The sequence below is a fragment of the Candidatus Kuenenbacteria bacterium genome, from assembly GCA_012797775.1.
GTDB lineage: Bacteria > Patescibacteriota > Patescibacteriia > UBA2196 > GWA2-42-15 > JAAZMX01.
Genome location: JAAZOM010000013.1, coordinates 1 through 21,379, shown reverse-complemented (window position 1 = coordinate 21,379; position 21,379 = coordinate 1). Strand labels below are relative to the sequence as shown.

The 21,379-nt window shown below is 41.7% G+C and carries 22 protein-coding genes; 1 reads left to right on the top strand and 21 read right to left on the bottom strand.

Annotated features, from left to right (window positions below; genetic code table 11):
* Window positions 1–16: 16 nt before the first annotated feature.
* From GYA54_01755 to GYA54_01740, 4 genes are all read right to left on the bottom strand, one after another.
* Entirely contained in the window at window positions 17–3,529 is a 3,513-nt protein-coding gene (locus GYA54_01755) for a hypothetical protein (GenBank protein ID NMC51435.1), read from the bottom strand.
* 272 nt (window positions 3,530–3,801) lie between these two features.
* Complete coding sequence (locus tag GYA54_01750; protein ID NMC51434.1) at window positions 3,802–4,554, bottom strand: class I SAM-dependent methyltransferase; 753 nt, start codon at window positions 4,552–4,554, stop codon at window positions 3,802–3,804.
* A 4-nt stretch (window positions 4,555–4,558) separates the two neighbouring features.
* Window positions 4,559–5,692 (bottom strand): hypothetical protein, encoded by a 1,134-nt coding sequence (locus GYA54_01745; protein ID NMC51433.1) that lies wholly within the window; start codon window positions 5,690–5,692, stop codon window positions 4,559–4,561.
* Window positions 5,685–6,260 (bottom strand): RNA polymerase sigma factor, encoded by a 576-nt coding sequence (locus GYA54_01740; protein ID NMC51432.1) that lies wholly within the window; start codon window positions 6,258–6,260, stop codon window positions 5,685–5,687. The genes GYA54_01745 and GYA54_01740 overlap by 8 nt, the downstream gene beginning before the upstream one ends.
* Before the next feature lie 272 nt (window positions 6,261–6,532).
* Here GYA54_01740 and GYA54_01735 point away from each other — a divergent pair, with 272 nt between their 5' ends.
* Window positions 6,533–6,802, top strand: coding sequence for a hypothetical protein (locus GYA54_01735; GenBank protein ID NMC51431.1), 270 nt, complete (start codon window positions 6,533–6,535; stop codon window positions 6,800–6,802).
* Here GYA54_01735 and GYA54_01730 read toward each other — a convergent pair.
* The 17 genes from GYA54_01730 to pheS form a co-directional block, all read right to left on the bottom strand.
* Window positions 6,759–8,510: a penicillin-binding protein 2 gene (locus GYA54_01730; protein NMC51430.1), complete on the bottom strand. Its 1,752-nt coding sequence runs from the start codon at window positions 8,508–8,510 to the stop codon at window positions 6,759–6,761. The two genes, GYA54_01735 and GYA54_01730, sit on opposite strands and share 44 nt — an antisense overlap.
* 12 nt (window positions 8,511–8,522) lie before the next feature.
* Window positions 8,523–8,885: a hypothetical protein gene (locus GYA54_01725; protein NMC51429.1), complete on the bottom strand. Its 363-nt coding sequence runs from the start codon at window positions 8,883–8,885 to the stop codon at window positions 8,523–8,525.
* 1 nt (window position 8,886) lies between these two features.
* Window positions 8,887–9,819 (bottom strand): 16S rRNA (cytosine(1402)-N(4))-methyltransferase RsmH, encoded by a 933-nt coding sequence (gene rsmH, locus GYA54_01720; protein NMC51428.1) that lies wholly within the window; start codon window positions 9,817–9,819, stop codon window positions 8,887–8,889.
* A gap of 37 nt (window positions 9,820–9,856) precedes the next feature.
* Entirely contained in the window at window positions 9,857–10,288 is a 432-nt protein-coding gene (mraZ, locus tag GYA54_01715; protein ID NMC51427.1) for a division/cell wall cluster transcriptional repressor MraZ, read from the bottom strand.
* A 246-nt stretch (window positions 10,289–10,534) separates the two neighbouring features.
* The gene (gene tsaB, locus GYA54_01710; protein NMC51426.1) at window positions 10,535–10,936 is read right to left on the bottom strand and encodes a tRNA (adenosine(37)-N6)-threonylcarbamoyltransferase complex dimerization subunit type 1 TsaB; all 402 of its coding nucleotides are present in this window, start codon (window positions 10,934–10,936) and stop codon (window positions 10,535–10,537) included.
* A 2-nt stretch (window positions 10,937–10,938) separates the two neighbouring features.
* Entirely contained in the window at window positions 10,939–11,562 is a 624-nt protein-coding gene (locus tag GYA54_01705; protein ID NMC51425.1) for an HAD family hydrolase, read from the bottom strand.
* Entirely contained in the window at window positions 11,559–12,146 is a 588-nt protein-coding gene (locus tag GYA54_01700) for an AAA family ATPase (GenBank protein ID NMC51424.1), read from the bottom strand. The genes GYA54_01705 and GYA54_01700 overlap by 4 nt, the downstream gene beginning before the upstream one ends.
* 1 nt (window position 12,147) lies before the next feature.
* Window positions 12,148–12,684 (bottom strand): dCMP deaminase, encoded by a 537-nt coding sequence (locus tag GYA54_01695; protein NMC51423.1) that lies wholly within the window; start codon window positions 12,682–12,684, stop codon window positions 12,148–12,150.
* Window positions 12,685–12,688: 4 nt separating this feature from the next.
* Window positions 12,689–13,198 (bottom strand): HIT family protein, encoded by a 510-nt coding sequence (locus tag GYA54_01690; protein ID NMC51422.1) that lies wholly within the window; start codon window positions 13,196–13,198, stop codon window positions 12,689–12,691.
* A gap of 95 nt (window positions 13,199–13,293) precedes the next feature.
* A complete protein-coding gene (gene rplA, locus GYA54_01685; protein ID NMC51421.1) occupies window positions 13,294–13,995 on the bottom strand; it encodes a 50S ribosomal protein L1 in 702 nt (233 codons plus the stop codon).
* Between the two features lie 95 nt (window positions 13,996–14,090).
* On the bottom strand, window positions 14,091–14,531 hold the full coding sequence (locus GYA54_01680; protein ID NMC51420.1) for a hypothetical protein: 441 nt from the start codon (window positions 14,529–14,531) through the stop codon (window positions 14,091–14,093).
* Window positions 14,532–14,675: 144 nt separating this feature from the next.
* Window positions 14,676–15,101 carry a 50S ribosomal protein L11 gene (gene rplK / locus GYA54_01675; GenBank protein NMC51419.1) on the bottom strand — a complete coding sequence of 142 codons (426 nt, stop codon included), beginning with the start codon at window positions 15,099–15,101 and terminating at the stop codon, window positions 14,676–14,678.
* Between the two features lie 145 nt (window positions 15,102–15,246).
* The gene (nusG, locus tag GYA54_01670; GenBank protein NMC51418.1) at window positions 15,247–15,795 is read right to left on the bottom strand and encodes a transcription termination/antitermination protein NusG; all 549 of its coding nucleotides are present in this window, start codon (window positions 15,793–15,795) and stop codon (window positions 15,247–15,249) included.
* A 3-nt stretch (window positions 15,796–15,798) separates the two neighbouring features.
* Complete coding sequence (gene secE / locus GYA54_01665; protein ID NMC51417.1) at window positions 15,799–15,984, bottom strand: preprotein translocase subunit SecE; 186 nt, start codon at window positions 15,982–15,984, stop codon at window positions 15,799–15,801.
* 115 nt (window positions 15,985–16,099) lie between these two features.
* Window positions 16,100–18,226 carry a DNA topoisomerase (ATP-hydrolyzing) subunit B gene (gyrB, locus tag GYA54_01660; protein NMC51416.1) on the bottom strand — a complete coding sequence of 709 codons (2,127 nt, stop codon included), beginning with the start codon at window positions 18,224–18,226 and terminating at the stop codon, window positions 16,100–16,102.
* Between the two features lie 78 nt (window positions 18,227–18,304).
* Window positions 18,305–20,764: a phenylalanine--tRNA ligase subunit beta gene (locus tag GYA54_01655; GenBank protein NMC51415.1), complete on the bottom strand. Its 2,460-nt coding sequence runs from the start codon at window positions 20,762–20,764 to the stop codon at window positions 18,305–18,307.
* 108 nt (window positions 20,765–20,872) lie between these two features.
* On the bottom strand, window positions 20,873–21,379 hold a 507-nt coding region (gene pheS / locus GYA54_01650; GenBank protein NMC51414.1), incomplete at its 5' end, for a phenylalanine--tRNA ligase subunit alpha.

Genomic DNA, 21,379 nt, shown 5'->3' with positions numbered 1-21,379 from the left:
TTACCACTATTTAAACTTATAATGAGAGAGTACCCAAATCAAGCGGCAAGGTCTTCACATATTTGCAACCAGAGTATGATCTGGATGTAGTAACAACATGGGGAGACACCGAGCCATCAGACCACAGCAAACCACCAGTTTCATACAAAGCTAAATCTGTATAATTGGTGGCTGTTGCATATTGGTCTTCCGAAGACAAGGCTGATTCTTTGATAGAAACCGCCAAGGATTGGCCAGAAGCAGCACCGGAAACCGTGCCTTTCAATTCGAACATCACGGTAGAGCCAGCCGGGATCTGCTCTTCTGTATCCAAGACGATACTCACTGAACCACCTACTGTATCAACGGCAGTTGCATTCATTTCAGTGACACCTTCCTTATACATTTTAACATCAACAACATTTACAGCAGAACCGGTAGCCAAGCTAAAGTTAAATTCTTTAACATATAGCGCGCCAGCGGCATCAGCCGTCACGTTGAATTTACCAATGGTCTTGCTAGTGCCATTTTGCAAGATTGAGCTAGACATAGCCACAGAGCTCAAGGTCGGCTTGGTCTTTCTGACAATCATATTGTTGGCATCAACATCAGCGCCTGGGGTAGTATCAGTTGTATTTGAAGCCTCGCCCAAAGCTGAGAAGTTGTTATCTTTGTCAAAGTCGAGACCAATAGTATCACCAGAGTCGGCGCCAGAAGCGACTGTTGGGACTTCGGCCTTAACGGTCAAAATCGCATCGCTATCCTTGGCTACGTACATATTGAGCCCAGTGAAATCCATAATACCGCTAGCATTGAGATATCCTTCTTTGGTTACGGTATTACCGCTCTTGTCCTTATATTCGAGGATAACCTTACCAATAGAATCATAGTTGCCAGATGTCTGTTCCCAGATTCTCACCTTGGTCACGGTAAAGGCCTCATTGGTAGCTGTAAACTTCACTTTATTGGAAGTCACGGTTGTACCAGCGATGACCAAATCAGATGTTGGCTTGCCACCGTCAGCAGAGGTGATAGAGCCCGTAGATATAGTCATGGTCTGCATAGTTACATCAGAAGCTGTGGTCGCAGTAGAGGTGATAGCTGTAGTGCCAGCCAAATCAACCACTATGGCAATAGATGGTGCGCCCGTGCTTGATTTGATATCAGCATAAACGTCAATCACTTTAGACTCATTGGCCGCTAGATTCAAATTGGATACTGAAAATACATTTTCAGTAGCACTAGTGGAAGTCAACGTCACCTTGGTTGAACCAATTTGAGTGCTACCACTCATCAATTTGACATTTTGCATTACGCCAGATGTAGCCTGTGAAATATTGATAGTATCAACATTCACGCCCTCGTAAGCACCAGCAGACACTACAAAAGAAGCGACTTTTGCTTGAGTGGCTGGCTTGACGATGTTTTGATCGCCATAAGCTTGATATTTTATCAAGGTCAAAGAACCAGCGCTAACAGTCAAAGCTGTGCCGTCTTGTGCAGTGGTACTGATAGACTCGAGGGAGCTCACGCCCTGGGCATTGCCAGAACCGGCCACCAAAGATATCTGGACTGTGCCAGCTGAGATGGTGGTCGAGGTTGTTGTTTTTATGTCAGCATAGACATCAACCAAAGCCGAGGTCCCGCCAGATACAATAAAGCTGGAACCAAATGTGAAATTCACACTGGTGGCTTCGGTCAAGTCTTTTGTAGTCCCAACCTGAACTCCATTCAAATAAATTTTACCATTATCCAAACCGCCTTCAATGCCACTCGCTGTGCCAGCCTGGATATCAAGATTATTAACCTTTACGTCCTCGCCAGTAGCTTCAAATTTGAAAGTTGCCAATTTGACATTGGTTGCGCCAGAGGCAACATTCTCGGTTGGAGAAGTAGTGTCAAGTGAAATCGCCAGACTACCAGAGTTTATTGTATAAACATTGCTGGAAGAGCTGGATTTCTTGGCTGACCATGTGCTGGTGTATGGAGTCACATAAACCTTGTAGTTATTGTCCTTGACCACGAGATCTGAAGAATATTCCACACTAAAGCGGAATGTTCTGGTAGAACCGTTGACCACATCGCCCCTCACGGAGAAAGTCGGATTTTCACCCTTCTTGATCACATAAGGAGAGCCGGTCAGGTCAAAGACCAATTCTCTATCAGCGTTTATGCTACCAGTAGCTAGGGTCACACCACTTTTGGTCAACTTTAGGTTGGTCAAATCACTGGTGTTCACACTACCGAGCAATGTCAACTTCATGTATTCCAACTGCAAATCCTGATCAGAAGCTTGCAAATTAATCTTGTAAACTTCAAAATCTTTTTCCCCTGGGTTGACAGTCGCGACAGATGTTGGCACATCACCGTTGGTAATAGTCACATAGCCGAGGTCAGTCACGCTAGCAGTGGTCATAGTGTTACCAGAAATAGGCAAAGAACCAACCACTGTAGCATTATTGCTGGTGGTCACTGATTCCAACTGGAAAGCCATGGTCTTTCCAGCACTGGTATTTTCGGTCATATCAACTTTCAAGGTGACCGCCTTGGTTGTGCCAGCTGGCACAGTAAACAAACCACTAGCACTATTAAATGTAACTACACCTGAAGAAATAGAACCACCCATAGCCAATCTTGTCATGCCGTCATAGAGATAAAGATCAGTCACATCAGTATCAGCAGAAATACCAGTTCTCTTGTATTTCAAAGTATTAACAGTCACAGCGCCATCAGCTGGAGCTGTAAAATTCACAGTCACAAAAGGAACCATTGACTGTGCGCCTTCGGCCGTATCAGAAATGATAGTCGCAGCAGCGGCAGTGCTTGAGGCCAAAGCTACGGTGACAGTACCTCCAGCAGCTGGACCAGTGGTTGTGCCACTACCAGCCACGGTAGAGAAGGTCTCTTTACCGGTGATAGAGGTGCCATCGGTATAGCCAGAAAGACTAGAAGCGGTCAAAACATTCGCCCAGCTGAAGCCATTGGCTTCAAAGGCAGTGCCGGTCGCGACTGGTCTCTTGGTTGTACCATCAATATAATAAACAGTTGAAGAACCAGAGGCCTTTACCAATGTGCCAGTTGGATACACGCCCTCAGTAAGAGCAGCACCCACAGAATAATTCACAAAGAAAGCATCTGGTACATCATCGATCATTTTATTCCAATTGTCGCCCCATAAAGATTTGGCGTTGGCCTCACTCACAATGGAGCGTAGTGCGCCACCCGGTTCCACAGCATACACTGTTGGAACAGTGGTGATCTTCACTAGTCTGGTACCTGGGCGATAAGTCACATTGCCGCCCAAAGGATAGCCCACCATCTCTGATTCAGAAATGGTCACCACCTTGGAAAAATCAGCATACCAGGTGTTGAATGTTTTCTGATTAGGGAAAACATATCTCTTACCGCCGTTGAGGTAATAAACAGCTGAATTACCAGCCATCTTGATCAAATCACCATCAGAAGCGGCTCTGGCTGGAACAGTCACTGCTCCAACCATTGTCAGGATCATGGCAAACACCATGAGCCCTACAAAACCTTTTTTAAACATAATAAATATATATATTTATTTAAAACTATTTGGCCCATGGTCCGCCATCCAATAGATGGTTCGCCTCGGGCGATAGTTTTAAAATTAATTTATTCCTATCTTGCCCAGCACCTTACAGTGCCAGTTCGACCTTTAAATAGAAATAGGAATCTTGTTAATACTCTCCGGAGTAAAAACCCCAGAAAGCGAAACCCTATTGCTAGGATTTTTAAAAAAACGATTTATCTATAAAAAAACACTGTCATCCTCGGGCTTGACCCGAGGATCCAGCTTTACCTCTTCTTCCCCACCGCCACATAGTACAAGTATTCCCTGCCCGGCTTCATTTCACTGATATGAAAATTATCTTCCAACCCGATGATTTCCTTGCCTATGGCCTGTCTTGTATTAGTGTTAAACCATCTTTTTAAAAATTCCAGCCACTTTATTTTTGTATATAAAAAGTACGCTTTTTGTATTATTTTTTGCTTGGCGTTCATCTTGCTTAGGGGCCTTTGACCAAATATTTCTATTTTTCCAAAATAATCTGACAAAAGTTGGGCTATCTCTCTTTTGGCAAACTCTCTCAAATGGAACGGATTATCTATGCCTATCTTTTTGGTTGCTATTCTATTGGGAGTAGAAAGGATCAGATAGCCGCCCGACTTCAGCACCCTAGCTATTTCTTTGATAAATTTTTCCGGATTACTTAAATGTTCTATCGTTTCAAAACTGACTACTATATCAAATTCTTTTTCCGCAAAGGGCATCTTCATCGCGTTGACCACCAAAAAATCCAAATTGTCTATTCTTTTTAATGCCTGTGCCTCTCTGATAGCTCCCTCTTCTATGTCTCCGCCCACGACCTTCTCTGCGCCCGCCTCGGCCATCAGCTTGCTGCCATATCCCGTACCACAAGCAATATCCAAAACTTTTTTATTTTTAATAAAATCCAAGGCAAAACTGTAACGCTCCAGATGCTCTTTATAAATATCTGCCGGCATCTCGCTGTTTCCGGAGACCACCCTCTCGCCCGTATAATCCATAAAATTATCTCAGAATATTCACCTCGTAAACCTCTGGCTCCTCCTCGGTCTCGGTCGTAGTGGCCTTTGGCACAAAAACATTCGGGGCCATTATCTCTATTGTCGTAGTCGCAGTCTCTACCCCTTTTACCTCTCCAGTCGTTGGTTCTTTTTCACTGTCATTTTTTACTTCATAAATAGAACCATATATTAATTCCAAAATTGCATTTGAATCTTTACTAAAAGTCAAAGCTAGCCGGTACTCATTATTATTCAGTGCTTCGTTGGCTTTCTTTATGGCTACTTTTACCTCGTCAACCTTCTGTTTTATAGTGCTGTCTTGTTCTGCCGCTGACCCCACCGCCTCTGACACCTCTACCAGTTTATCTTCAACCTGCTTCACGTGATCTCCTACCCGCATCGCCAAATCACTTTCTTCCAACTTCACCTCTCCACTGCTATGCTTGTCTACCAATAAAGCCAAGACATCGGAATTTATATCTTCTACCTTATTTAAGACCAAATCCAATTCTTTATTGGCCTCTGTATTTTCTACTTTTTCTTTCACTAGGGTTATCTCTTGTTTGTAGCCCCTTATCCTTTCGTTTAGAGCAAGTGCCGCCTCTACTATCCTTTTCCCGCTTTCTTTGTCTTTTTCCTGCATAGCCACGAACTTATCGTTTACATCTTCAATCTGTTTTTTTACCTCATCTACTGCCACAAAGATACTCTCATTGTTTTTTTCACCAGCAGAGACCAAAACGGTTTCCTGCTCCAAAATTTTCTGCAAGTCGTCTACTCTGGTCTCCAAAACTGCGCTTGCCAGCTCTGTCTTTCTGGCCGCATCGACCGCCATATATTCATTTATTTTTTCCCAGGCTCTTTTTACTACAAAGAGATTATCACCAGGTACAGCCTTTCTGGCAGCCAAAGCTACAAAACTGGTACTACCCAAGAAAAATAAGGCCACCAAAGACAACGCCGCTACTGGTCTCCAGGCAAAAGTCATCATCCTGAAATGACCCGCGGAAAAGCCAGTTTGTCTTTGAGCCACTCTATGCCTACCAACCTCTGCCAACAAAAAACTCCTGGTTTGCTCTTTCCATTCCAAACTAGGCTCTACATTTATCTTCTTCAATTGTTCTAATAAATTATTCATGGTCTCTTAATATTGCTCTTAGTTGTTTTATCGCCCTGTGGGCCAACACCCTTATATTGCCCTCTTCTTTCCCCAAAATTTCGGCTATCTCTTTATTACTCATCTCTTCTATATATTTCATGATAATCAAATCTTGGTATACTTGTGACAATTTGGTCAATGCCGCACTTACTTTTTCTAAATCTATACTTATGTCTATCTCTTCGGACAAAACACTCTCACTAACTATTTCCTCTTCTGTAATTATTGTTTCCTCAAAAGATACCACCGCATCAACTTTGCCTTCGTTTCTATAATGATCAGCAATCATCGATCTGGCGATGCTATAGATAAACGCAGACAAGTCGCTCACTTTATTCTCTTCGTCTTTCGCAAATCTCCAAAACTTGAGAAAAACATCCTGAACTATCTCCTCTGTTTTTTCTTTAGATCCAATCTTCAAAAAAACATACTTATAAATCCTGTCTACAAAAAAATCATATATCTTACGAAAGCTTTCTTCATCTCCGTTTTTAAGCCTTTTTAGGAGCTTGCTCTCTTGCCATTTGTTTATCTTTTGGGCTCTCATCTAATTAGACGTTAATAAGTTAATTGGCGTTACAATACCATTTTTAGGTCCAAAAATCAAAGAAAAACGGCCGTAATTAGCCCAATTGCTATGGTTAAATTTAATAATTTTGTCTATATAAACCTAGACAAAAAACCAATAAAATCAAAGTAATCATAAAATGTCTAGACAAATCTAGACATTTATTACTATTTATATTATCCTTTTATTATATAGGGTAAATGACAACCACTTCTAATAATATTAATTATTTATAACATTTTAATATAAATATGTCAAATGAAATTAGGATCTCCCCATCTACAGCCTCCCTGCTCTTTGGCCTAAGCGAGAGGTCTATCCGACGCGCTATAAAAAACAAAGAAATTAAAACTATTGTAGTCAATTCCCGCTATAAAATAAATTTTTCTGACCTGCTTCTTTGGTCAGAAAAAATGCCCAATAGGAGAAACAAAAGAGACCAGCTGGGTATCGGCCAACATGTCTCCTCTTGGCAAATTAATCCTCAGGTTCAACCTGATAATACTGTAGTAAAAAACTAGCCATATTTTTAAAAACCGGCACTGCCGTAGATTCGGCGAATCTCCCTACTTTTGGTTTGCTTATTTTTACCACTATAACAAACCTTGTATCTTCCATTGGCCCGAAACCAATAAACGAATGATTATTTTCGTTTGAATACCCTCCGCCATCTTTATTGGCTATTTCCGCTGTACCTGTTTTACCGCCGATATTATAACCAGCTACTTGAGCGCTTTTTGTGTGGCCATTCTTCACCACTGAAACCATCATCGCTTTTATAATCTCAGCCGTCTTGGGTGAAACAACTTGTCTGACATTGTTTTCCTCTGCTCTAGGGATCTCCTGGCCATCTTTTCGCAGATAATCAACGATATGCGGCTTTACTAGCTCTCCCCCATTTACTATTGTGGCAAGAGCTGCCGCCATTTGCATCGGCGTCACTGTCAAACCCTGACCGAATGAAGCTGTCGCCAAATAGATGTCCCCCTTTTTAGCCAAAGATGATATCTCCCCTTTTGCCTCGCCATTAAGTTCAATGCCGGTCAATTCACCAAAGCCAAATGCCTCCACATATTTTTTAAAATTCTCTCTCCCTGTTTTTAGCGCCACATATACCGTTCCATTATTTACTGAGTTTTCCAATATACCAGCCATCGTTATCTTCCCATATTTTTTATTATCTGCATTTCTGATTGTATTCTTACCTATTTTCGTCTCCCCAGTGTCTACAAAAGTATCCTCCGGCCTGACAGCTCCACTGTCAATGCCAGCCGCCATGGTTATTATTTTAAATATTGACCCCGGCTCATAAGTCTCACTGATAGATAAATTGCGATAATTTTTTATATCGCCGACTAAACCATAATTATTTGGATCGAAACTCGGATAATTCGCCATTGCCTTGACCTGCCCGTTTTTGGGATCCATGACTATCAAGCTACCGCTTTCCGCCTCACTTTTTTCCACTCCCTGTCTGATAAATTCATAAGCCTTGCCTTGTATCACCCTGTCTATTGTCAAGATCAAATCTTGGCCATCATCTGCTTCCTTTAGCTGTTTTTCCGAAGCTGGTATTATTCTCCCACTGGGGTCTTTGTCTGCCAATATTTTTCCTTTTTCCCCAGCCAAATCACCCTCAAAATAACCCTCTATGCCATACTGCCCCACCTGACCCTTGTCGCTAAAGCCCAAGAAACCAGTCACCTGGCCAGCCGCCTCTTTTTCTGGATAATAACGAACCAACTCTTCTGAAAAATAAACGCCAGCCATTTTTAAATTTTTTATTTTTTCTACAACATCTGGCTCCACCTTGTGCTGTATTGGCTCATATGGGTCATCGGGCTTACCGAGCTTAGACAAAATTTCTGCTTTTAATTGTTCGTTCTTCTGGCTGTCAGACTCCAAAATATCAGCCAAATTTTTTGCTGTCTCCTCCTTGGCTATTACCTCTTTCGGCACCACATAAAGCAGGCCCATCTCTCTATTGATCACCAAAGGTGCTAAATTATTATTCTTATAATCAGCCATAAAAATTTCTCCCCTGCTTTGCAATATTTCCCTGTCTACTTGGTGCTGGTCCTCAGCCGCTTCGTTGTATCTGCTGTGCTTTAATACTTGGAGGTAAAAAAGCCTACCAATTACCAAAACACCAAAAACAAAAAAAACTGCCACAATTACGCCAGTTCTTTCTTTAAAAAATGATCCTCCTCGCTTCTGTTTTTTGACCATAATGATCCAAAATTATCTTCTGGCCAAGCCACTCTCCCTTTCGGCCAAATAATCAACCTTGTCGCTGTTCACCATGCCGAGCCCAATAGCTTCGGCTTGTACCCTTGCCACACCCTGAAGTTCGGACGATTCTATCTCCAAATTCTTATTAGCTTCTTTCAAATTGTCCAACTTTGTCTGCAAGTCGGAGGCCCTAAAACCCAAACCAGCCTTGTTGTTTATCGTCTGCAAATAAAACAAACCACTGGCAACAACTGCCAGGCTCAAAAATAGAAAAAATGCTTTCTGCAAATGGCAAACTCGGCCACGGATTGCCCTTGGCACCTTTTTATTGTTTGCGAACTTGCAATTTTTTATCATTTGACTTTTTGACATATCAAATTTTCTCCGCTACCCGCAATTTAGCGCTTCTGCTACGCGGATTAGCTCTTAATTCCTCTTCGGCCGGAACCACCGGCTTTTTTGTTAATAATCTTATTTTCGGGCTCTCCGCCCTGGCCCAATCGCGAAAATAATTCTTGACTATCCTATCCTCCAAGGAGTGGAAAGAAATCACCGCGACCCTACCTCCTGTCCTTAAAATATCTATCGCTATTGGCAATACCTGCTTTATACTCTCCAGCTCGTCATTCACCTCTATCCTCAAGGCCTGAAAAAATTGGGTTGCCGGATGGCTTATTCTTTTCCTGTGATGATAAAAATCCCTAGTCTCTATAGTTATCTTGCCAGTCTCGAAAGCTCTCGGGTACAAAGATCCCAAAATCAGGCTCAAAAAATCAAAAACTGTCGCTAGCGGCTTTTTCTTTCTTGTTTCGACCACAGCTTCGGCCACCAGCTTTGCCGAGCCTCGTGGCACCTCGCCATAATCAACAAAAATTTTTATTAAATTCTCTAGAACATATTTATTGAGGACCTCGCCAGCCGTCAAATATTGAGCCTCCCGGTCAAAACGCATATCCAGTGGTCCATCAGCCAAAAAACTAAATCCCCTATCCCTATCTGCTAATTCAATTGATGATAAACCAAGGTCGAATAAAACACCATCAATTGGACAAGAAAAATAATGTTCATGTATTTTCTTTAAATTCCTAAAATTATCGTTAATTAAAATTAATCCATCCTTAATTTTAAATTTTTCCAAACTCTCACCATTTGCATCTATGCCCAACAATCTGCCATTTGGCTCAATCCTTTGTAAAATCTCTGCTGCGTGTCCTCCGCCACCAAAAGTACAATCAATAAAATTCTGATTCGGCTTTGGATCCAAATAGTCTATCACCTCCTTCAGCAATACTGGTTTATGTTCCACACTGGTTATATGTTTAAATGCTTAAATGTTTATATGCCTAGATGCCGAGCTCCCTCATTCCCTCTGCCACTTCTTCCACATTGCTTTCTGCTTTATTCTTGTAGTTTTGCCATTTTGCCTCATCCCAAATTTCAATTCTGTTCAAGACACCGCCCACTATCACTTGTTTTTTGAGCTCCGCAAATTTTTTCAAATAATCTGGCAATAAAATTCTACCCAGCTTGTCCAGCCCTACCTCCATCGCCCCCATGAGCATCATCCGAGAGAAACTTCTGGCATTGGCCTGGCTCAAGGGCAATTGTCCAATTTTATCCACCAAAGCCTGCCAATCTTTTTTGGTAAATAAAAATAAACAATTATCCAAACCCCTAGTAATAACTGCCCCGTTTTTCAATTCAGCCCGAAATTTCGCTGGTATGGCCAACCGATTCTTGTCATCAATATTGTGCGAATATTCGCCAAGAAACATCTTATTAAAAATTAAAGGAGCAGTCCAAAAGGACCTACTCCATAGCCTTAATATTTACCACTTTATACCACTTTTCCCCACCTTACTTTCATTATAAACCACTTTACCCTAATCTTCAACCACTTTTCTGTGGATAACCAGTGCATTCAAAAATCCTTATAAAATAGACTATTTTAAACATTTCTAATTTTAGCCAAAACAAAAAACAGGCTATAAAACCTGTTTTTATTGTTAATTGTTGGCTGTTTACTGTTTCTTGGTTGTTATATTCGGCTCTGCCCCATATTCCGGCATCACATAATTGCCAACCTTTGCCTTTTTTAAATTGCTAACTCCTTCTTTTATTAATTTTTCCAGCAACCCATCCGTTACTCCTACCACTGGGATCCTCAACCCAAAAGCCATCGTATTCGCGGTTGTTATGCCAATCCTCAGCGCCGTAAAACTCCCCGGCCCCTTAACCGCGATAATCCCAATTAATTTTTTTAAATTTTTCCTCCCACCCATCAACCGATCAATCCCAACCAATAACTTCTCCGATTGTTTATATTTAGCCGCTATTTTCTTCTTGACCAAAATCTCGCCCTTTCCATCCAAAAGTGCCAAGGTAATATTTTCCGAGCTAGCTGTGTTAATAAATAAAATCATAGTTATTCACCCAAAATAGTCTTCTCCATTTCTTCTAAATTATGAAAAATAAAATCCGGGTTAGCTGATCTCAGCTTATCTTCCAACTGAATCCCCCAAGTCACTCCTGCTGTCTTTATTCCCAACTCTTTACCCACCTCAATCTCATGAGTGGTATCGCCAATAAACAAAGTTTCCTCTGGCTGAAAATTATTATTTCTAATAACTTCGGCCAACGCCTCTTTCTTGTTGTGCAAATCTGTCTTTATGTCTATAAAAATATCGTCCATACCATAATCATTCATGGCCTGACGAAGATGCACTGCTGGATCAGAGCTAATAACCGCCATCTTAAAACCAATTTCCTTAAGCCTCCCCAGCAGATCAACAATATAGTTATAGGGCCCCGCCTTTTGCAATTTCGCGTATTCTTCTGTAAAAATATCTTTTTGCTCTTCAAAACTCACCTTACTCAGCAAATACTTATCATAAAAATCCATCACTGGTAATTTAAATTCTTGCCTAAACTGCTCAAAAGTTATAGGTTCTAGTCCGAATCTGTGCCAAAAACCCATCACCGCCAAATAAACATTGTTAGTATTATCTATAATCACTCCCGACCAATCAAAAATAATGTTCTTTATCATGCGTCTATCTTATTTAATATCTCCCCCACCTGCTTATCCAAATCCTCTATCGTGCCCTCATTGATAATCGTAAAATCAGCCATCACAATCGGCCCACCTTTTTCAATATTTTCTATTTCCGCATAATCTCTAGTCTTTGCCTCCTCTAAAGAAAAAGAGCGATATTTCATGGTTGGGTCATCACCATAGCGGCTTCTCCTGTCAGTCAAGCGTTCATATCGAACCTTGGGTGAAGCATACACCGCCACCACGATTAACCTGTCTCCGTATTTTTCTTTCAAAACTTTATATTCTGACCAACTATAAAGACCATCACCTAAAACATTTTTGCCCTGACTCAAAAATTCATCGAATTTTGGTATGTTTAAAATCGCGAAAGCCGCCATTCCGTGTTGCTTGCGAAATTCTTCACGAATCGGCTTTTCATTTTCCTCTTTTGGCTCCAATCCCCTTCTCTTCACTTCGTCCAAAGTAATCTGCCCAAAACGCACATAGGCATAACCAGCCTTAATAAATCTATCAGCCACCTCGCTTTTCCCAGCCCCACACAATCCAGCAATGCAAACTAATTTATTTTTTTCCATATTATTTTTGTTGATCTAGTTTAACCTCGCCTTCGTTCACTCTTTCTGGCACATCTTCGGTGAAAATTTTTAATACCTCATCTCTCCATTTTGGGTCTTCTTGGTAAATATCCACTTTTACTCCGGCCTCCCTCAAATAATCAACCGCGGCGCTATTCCTATAAACCTTGGTGATCACTACCCTTTTGACACCACAAGCCACCACATATTTTGCACAATGTATACAAGGATTGTATTTAGTGTACAAAGTCGAGCCGACCGTACTTGTGCCACCCTGCACCGCAGCCTGCAATAATACATTATGTTCACCGTGTATTGTTCTTACACAGTGTCCATCTTCCAATAAATGCCCAGCATCGTGACAATGTAGCAATCCCGGCGGTGCGCCATTATAACCCGTAGATATGATACGGTTATCTTTTACCAAAACTGCACCGGAATACAATCTATCACAAGTTCCCCTGGCAGCAATTATTTTAGCTACAGCCATAAAATAATCATCCCAAGAAGGACGATAATGCTCTCTTTCTTCTGCCATAAAATTATTTAATTAATTTTTTATAATTTCCTAATTTTGGAATAATATTTCTGACTCCGCCGGTTGGGTCCAAAACATCGCCCTTGTGCCTCGGGATAATATGAATATGCAAATGGGGCACAGTCTGCCCGCCAGCCAGCCCTTCATTCACCCCAATATTATAGCCCGCCGGCTTCTTGCCGACAACTTTGCTTCTCAACATTTCCTCGGCATAGTGTTTAAAAATTTTATTGTCTGCACCCTTTAAAAATTTTTTATATAAACCCTCGAAATTAGTACTTTCAATTATTTTTATGGCCTTCTTTATCAGCGTTCGTAGCTCACCCCACTCCCCTAAATCTAAATCAGCCAAACTTTTCATGTGTCTATTGGCCACAATCTCTAAGTGCCCCGGGCTAACAGGCACATTGTCAAATCTGATGTAAAAATTTTTTCCCCAATAAACAATTTTATTAACCAGGTTTGTATTATCTATCTTGTCTTTATAAATTTGGCAAAAAAAACATTCTTTCATAGTTATTTCATTATAATTTATTCCCACCAGAACTGCAAATTCAAAAAGCGGGTTTCCCCGCTTTTATGCTATATACTCAAAACAAAATACAAAATCTAAATATTCACCCTCACGGCCGGGCCCATTGTGCTAGTCAAATAAACACCTTTTATAAACGTACCCTTAACCGCCGCTGGCTTGGCTTTATTCAAAGCATCCACAAAAATCTCTAGATTCTCTTTCAGTTTGTTGTCCTCCCATGAGGCTTTGCCAATTATCTGATGAATATTACCAGTATCATCATTGCGAAAATTTACCCTGCCCTTCTTTATCTCTCCTATCGCTCTCTCCATCTCCGCCTCTGGTACCACGGTCCCAGATTTTGGAGCGGGCATCAAGCCCTTGGGTCCCAAAACCTTGGCCACCACAGCCAGATCTTTCATCATTTCTGGCGTGGCAAGCGCAATATCAAAATTTATTTTCTCAGTTGTTTTTATCTGCTTGATCAAATCCTCACCACCGACGATATCAGCTCCGGCATCTTTGGCCACTTTTTCATTGCGAATAAAAACCGCTACCTTTTTTGTTTTGCCAGTCCCATGAGGCAAGCCAACTGCGCCCCTCACTGCTTGTTCACCCTTCTGGGTGTCAACGCCGAGCCGCACATGCACCTCAACCGAAGAATCAAACTTGGTCTTGGCTGTTTCTTTGACAACCTGTATTGCCTCTTCTGGTGAATAAATTTTATTTTTATCCACTTTAGCCGCCAATTCCACATATCTCTTGGAATGGCTGGCTTTTGCTGTTTTCTTTTTCATAAAAAATTCCTTGCGTGGTTCAAACGGCCCGATGACTGTCGAGCCTCCCACAATTTAATAAATAAATTTTGCTACCTACCTACTGTCCCAAAAACCTACGCCCCCTCTTCTTTCTTGTTATCCTTCTTGATCACACTCCAATGAAACAACCACAATGGCAAACCGATCAAAATCAGAGATAACGCTGTGGCCGCCTGTCTTTGTCTGTTTCGCACCACCCAGATGTTCGGATCTACATTTTTCTGCTGCTGTTTCCAGCTTTCATAATCATTCAGCCAATTGGCCACTTGTTTCTTTTGGTCCTCTGTCAAATTACATTTATCCGCACAAGCCTGTAAATTTTGCGCGTTACTAGTTTCTTTTTCCAAATACAAAGGCATTGGTTGGCTCATATAATTATCTTGTTTGTCCGCTTGGGTAAAAACCCATGCTTTCAAGCCCAAATTGATAATCATTGAGCTGCCGATCACGAGCATGGCCAATCCTACCAAGGCGAACAGATACAAATAGATTGTGCGAATAATTGGATTTTTCATAGTGTGTCTCTATAATTTTATCCTGAGCATTAGCGAAGGATCCCATACCACCACCTTTTAACGTAAATTAAAGTAGATACTGGTCGAGTCGGGATCCTTCGCCCCGCAGACTCAAAGCAGGGCTCAGGATAAAATAAATATTAATTACTCTACTGTGATCCCCATCTGTCTAGCTGTTCCCTCAATAATCTTCATTGCTGCTTCCACGTCGTGAGCGTTTAAATCTGGCATTTTTATCTCGGCGATTTCTCTAATTTGTTTTTTAGTCACCTTGCCCACCTTATCAGTCAGTGGCTTGCCAGATCCTTTTTGTATCCCTGCAGCCTTTTTCAAAAGTTCCGCTGCCGGTGGGGTCTTTAGTACAAAATTAAAACTCCTATCCTCATAAATAGTGATTTCTACTGGGACCACCTCACCCATTTTAGATTTTGTCTCTTCATTAAATTTGGTACAAAACTCCTGAATTGCTACCCCATGCTGGCCCAAAGCCGGACCAACTGGCGGAGCTGGATTGGCCTGCCCTCCCTTGATCTGCAATTTCACAATTGCTTTTACTTGTTTTGGCATAATATTTAAATTTAATTTTCAGCAGTTTATTCCGAGCGAAGCGAGGAATCCCGTAGGCTAACCCACTTTCTCCCTCTTCCTAAAAAAGGACTCGAAACAAACTATCGTTGATTTTATACTTATCTTGCTTACTGTTTATCTCGCTTGTTTATAATTTCTTTATCTGCAGGAAATCTAGCTCCACCGGTGTCTCCCTACCAAACATCTGTACCAAAACCTTTATCTTGCCCCGTGCCTCATCCACATCAGCTACCTTGCCTTCCATATCTTTAAATGGTCCATCGATAATCCTAACTGGCATTCCAGCCGAGACATTGATCTGATATTTTGGCTCTTGCGCTCCCATCCGACGTTGCAATTCTTTTATCTCGGGGTCAGAGAGTGGTATAGGTAAAGTCCCCGAACCGATAAACCCTGTCACATTTGGAGTATTCCGAACTACATACCAGGAAGCGTCATCGACTATCATCTCCGCCAAAACATAGCCCGGAAATATTTTTTCTCTGGTCGTGTGGCGCTTGCCGCCCTTAATCTTTATCTTATTTTCTGTTGGCACCAAAACCTGAAAAATCTTATCCTGCATATCCATAGATTCTATCCTCTGCTCTAAATTCCTAGCCACATTTTCCTCATAACCGGAATAGGTATGAATCACATACCATCTTTTTTCGCCTTGATGTAATATTTGTCTTGCCATATTTTATTTAGTTACCAAAACCTTTACCAGCTCTGACAAGCCAAAATCCACCAACCCTAAAAACAAAGCCAGAGCCACAGAAAACCCAATTACCAAAGCTGTGTGATTGATTGTTTGCTTTTTCGTCGGCCAAACAACCTTTTTTAATTCCAATTTGGAATCCTTAAAATATTGGACTAAACTACTCATATTTTTACTAATTTTAGCTATAAAATATTAAATAAATGCTTTTCTTTCTGGTCTTTAAAAAGACCCCCAAGGGTCTTTATATTACCCTATCACAAATCTCATTTTTTGGCAAATCTTAAACATCAAGATTTTTCACATCCTTGGCATGGACCTGAATAAACCTCTTTCTCGGCAACACATCAGTACCCATGAGCATTTCAAAAATTTCATCTGCTTTTTCTGCCTGCTCAATATCTACTCGGAGCGTCACCCGAGTTTTTGGATCCATAGTCGTCTCCCAGAGTTGCTCTGGGTTCATTTCGCCCAAACCCTTATAACGCTGGATATTCACCCCGCCCACTTTTTCTCCTACTCCAGTCTGGTCTACCTCTCCTGCCTCTTCTGTCACAATTGCTTCTTCGCCAGCGACCGCTTCTTCTCTTTTGTTTTTTTGCTTTATTGTTTTGGTGCTTTCGCTTTTTAATGTCTCTCCACCCATCATCTCCTTTACTAGTCTTTCTTTTTCCTCATCACTATAGGCATAATGCATCTCTTTGCCTTTTTGTAATTTATACAACGGTGGCTTGGCAATAAAAATATGCCCTTGGCGGATCAGATCTGGGAAATAACGGTAGAAAAAAGTCAAAAGCAAGGTCCTAATATGAGCACCATCCACATCCGCATCAGTCATAATAATAATCTTATTATATCGTAATTTGGTGATATCCATCTGTTCGCCGATATTAGTGCCAAGTGCTATCACCAATGATTTTATTTCATTATTGGCAAGCATTTTGTCGAGCCTAGCTCTCTCCACATTCAAAATCTTTCCGCGTAATGGGAGAATTGCCTGAAACTCTCGACTTCTCCCTTGTTTGGCGCTACCACCAGCCGAGTCTCCCTCGACAATATAAAGCTCGGAAATCTGTGCGTCCCTCGAAGAACAATCTGCCAATTTACCCGGCAAAGTCATGCCCTCGAGTGCACCCTTTCTGATTATTGCGTCTCTGGCGCTTCTCGCTGCTTTTCTGGCTTGGGCGGTCAAAAGACATTTGCCGATGATCCCCTCGGCGTCTTTTGGATTTTCCTCTAAAAATATAGCCAGAGACTCACCAAAAATACTCTCTACTACTTGTCTGGCTTCTGGATTACCGAGTTTGGCCTTGGTCTGTCCCTCGAACTGCGGCTCAGAAACCTTGACTGAAATAACCGCAGTCAAACCCTCGCGTACGTCTTCACCAGACAAATTATCGTCTTTTTCCTTCAAATACCCCTTTGAGCGGGCATAATTATTTAATACCCTTGTCAGAGCGCTCCGAAAACCCATCACGTGCATACCGCCCTCTGGGTTGATAATATTATTAGCAAAGGCATAAATTGATTCTTTGTACTCCTCGATATATTGAAAAGCTATCTCCACATTTATCGGGCGCTGGTCCACCACGCCCTCAGGATTGTCACCGTTATTTTTCTCGGGTGCCATGCTCTTTTCTATATAAAAAATCTTATCGTGCTTTGGCTCATTATTATTATTGAGATGGCTAACATAAGACTTTATACCGCCTTCAAAATAATATTCATACGACTGGGTCTCATCTTTTTTGCGTTCATCAAATATTTTTATCTTGATACCCTTATTGAGATAGGACTGCTGACGCAAATGATCCACAATCGTCTCCCAGTCAAATTCTACTGTCTGAAAAATAGTTGGATCTGGTTTAAAAATAATCTTGGTGCCGCGCATTTTGGTATTGCCAACTGCTTTCACTTTTTTCTGTGGCACGCCGCGCTTGTATTCCTGCACCCAGACCTTGCCGTCACGATAAACCTCCGCTTTCAAATATTCTGACAAAGCATTAACCACCGATACACCCACGCCGTGCAAACCGCCAGACACCTTATAACCCCCCTGACCAAATTTTCCGCCCGCATGCAATTTGGTCAAAACCACCTCAAGAGCAGAAACCTTTGCTTGCTTGTGGATATCCACTGGTATACCTCTGCCGTTATCAAACACCTCCACCATATTATCTGGCAAAAGTGTAATCACAATTAAATTGGCATAACCAGCCATCGCCTCATCGATACCATTATCCACCACCTCCCAAATCATATGATGCAAACCAGCCGGCCCAGTCGAACCAATATACATGCCTGGCCTTTTTCTGACCGGCTCCAGCCCCTCCAAAACAGTAATCTGCGCTGCGTTATACGCTTCGCCGCCCTGCTTTGTCTTTTTACTACTTATCTTCGTCTTTGGCATAAAATCTTTATTTATCAAATTATTAGATTATCAAATTATAAAATTATCAGTTTGCTACTCCGCTAAATCACCGCCAGCCTACCTCCTCGCTGCTCCGAATTTATCACCCAAAAACTTTATTATTCCTCCCTCTATCTTCTCTACCTCTTTGTCGCTCAAAGTATGATCACTGGCCCGATAAACCACCCGAAAAGCCAAACTCTTCTTTTTCCCCAAATCGTATTCTGACAAAAACTCTGTCCCCACAATCAAGGTGTCTAATTTTTCTATTTCTTTTTTTATACTCTCCCAACGTGTTTTCCAGGCTACCTCGATAGCGATATCTCTTTCCACTGCCGGATATTTAATCACCGGCTGATACTTTTTGATCTCTTTATAGCCACTTTCCAAAACTGGGGTTAAATCAAGTTCAAAAACTGCTACACGCCTATTTTTTATATCAAAATATTCTAAAGCCTTTTGGTTTACCTCTCCCACCCAACCGATCTTTTCCTTACCTATGATTATTGCCAATCTTTTTTCCTTGTCCACTATTTGGTTGGTAAACTCACAAAACGGATTTTTGCCAGCTGACCAAGCCAAAAAATCAATCCCTGAAAACTTTCCCCACTCTTCTAATATCCCTTTGATTGATTGGAATGGTTGTTTGTCTCTACCAAAAACCACTGCTCCTGCCAGATAATACGGCTGGTCCGGCAGTCTGTCTTTGCTATTTTTATCTATTTTATATTTACCTTTCCTATTGCGGAAAACCCTACCAATTTCATAAATTTTTAACTCGCTATAAAAACGGCTATTGTCGCTAATATTTTTCAGGATAGCTGGCAACAAGCTCATTCTCAAATACGCCTGTTCCTCTGACAACGGATTTTGCAGAGCCAAAAGCTCCCCCTCTTTGTCTATACCTGAGTCAGCCACCAATTTTTCTGACCAAAAAGAATAATTCAAAACTTCCTGCATACCTAGCCCCAAAGACAATATATCTTTTGTTTTATCAATTACCGCTCTCTCTCTGTCTAAAATCCAAGGCTTCATTTTCACCTCTGGCATACTGGGTTTTATCTGATCATAACCATAAATCCTGGCCACTTCCTCCACAATATCTTCCTCAATCGCCACATCGCCAGTTGCCCTCCAGGAAGGCACGGTCACCATCAATTTATCTTTTTTCTCTTTAACTTCAAAACCCAACCTTACCAAAATCTTTGACACCGCTTCGACACTTAAGGTCTCACCAATTTTAAGGCTGACTTTCTCCGGTGACACCTCGACTATCTTGCTTTCCTCTCCCACTCCACCGTCCTCAACAATAGGGCCAACCACTTTCGCTTCTGATAAAATTTCCTTGATCAATTCCAACGCCCTTCTTAGCGCCGTCTCCGTCAGGTGGCCATCCAAGGATTTCTCAAATCTCATTGAGGCGTCGGTTCTTAATCCAATCTTTTGTGATGTTTTCCTGATGCTTAAAGGATTAAAATTCGCTGACTCAATAATTATTTCTTTTGTTGTTTCGCTTATTTGACTATTCGCCCCGCCCATCACCCCGGCAATCGCAATTGGTTTCTTGCTATCTGCTATTACCAAAGTGTCGGTGAAAAGCGCCCTCTCTTCTTTATCAAGCGCTACCATCTTCTCTCCCTTATTAGCCAGCCTCACTACGATATTATCCACCCGACTGCGATCAAAGGCGTGCAACGGCTGTCCAGTTTCCGCCATTACATAGTTTGTAATGTCTACAATATTATTGATCGGACGAAAACCAATGGAACTCAAAACATTTTTCAGCCACAAAGGTGATTCTTTTACTTTTATGCCCTCCACCGCTACTGCCAAATACCTAGGGCACAGATTACTCTCTTTGACACTCACTTTGATATTGCTCCCTTTTGCTTTTGCTTCCTCTATTCCCACCTTTTCCTCCACTTCCAGTGATTTTAATTCCACTCCATAAATCGCCGACAGTTCTCTGGCTATCCCATAGTGTCCCCACAAATCTGGCCGATTGGTAATAGATTTATTGTCAATATCAATAATCACATCGTCCAAGCTGAGCTCTTTGGCCAAAGGAGCGCCGACTTTGAAATCCAAGGCTGTCAAATCAATTATTTCCAACTCACCGCCAGGAAATCTGTCAGAGAGCCCAATCTCGTTCGACGCACAAATCATCCCTTCGGATTCTTCCCCGCGGATTTTTGCTTTTTCCAGTGTTACCAATTCTCCCTCTCCGTGCCAGCGGATCATCGCTCCTGGCTTGGCGACGGCCACGAGCATCCCTTCATAAAGATTTATCCCCCCGCAAACTATCCTAGCTGGCTCTACTTGACCAATATCCACCATGGCAATCTTCAATTTGTCTGCATTTGGATGTTTTTCCAATTTTACCACCTTGCCAACCACGACATCCTCCAAATCTTTACCCACCTCAAAAAATTCCTCCACTTCTACCGTTGAAGTCGCCAATTTTGCCACCACCTCTTCCGGCTTAACCGAGAGTGGCAAATCAACATATTTTTTTAGTAAATTCAATGAAACCAACATATTACTACGAATTACAAATCAATTACAAATATACAAATAGAGCTTTCTTCGCCAGTGTTTAATTTTCTTATTTGTATATTTGTAAGTATTCGTAATTTGTATTAAATTCTAAAACTGCCCCAAAAACCTCAAATCACTGCTATGAAACAATCTAATATCATCAACCCCATATCTCATCATCGCCAATCTTTCTACCCCAAAACCAAAAGCGAAACCCGAATATTTCGAAGGGTCAACTCCCCCAGCTTTCAACACATGTGGGTGCACCATACCCGCCCCACAGAATTCTACCCAGCCAGTCTGTTTGCACACCCGGCAACCTGTCCCCTTGCACAAAACACAAGATAGATCTACTTCCAGCCCTGGCTCCACAAAAGGAAAATAACCCGGTCGTATTCTCGTCTTGAAATCCGGCCCCAAAATCGATTTGATCACCGCGTCAAGTACCGCCTTCAAATTGGAAATAGAAATATTTTTATCTAGCATAAGGCCCTCTACCTGATGAAAAGTATGTTCATGGCGCGCATCTGTCGCTTCGTTGCGATAAACCCTGCCCGGCACAATACAGCGCAAAGGCACTCCATACTTTTCCATCGCCCTGACCTGCACATTACT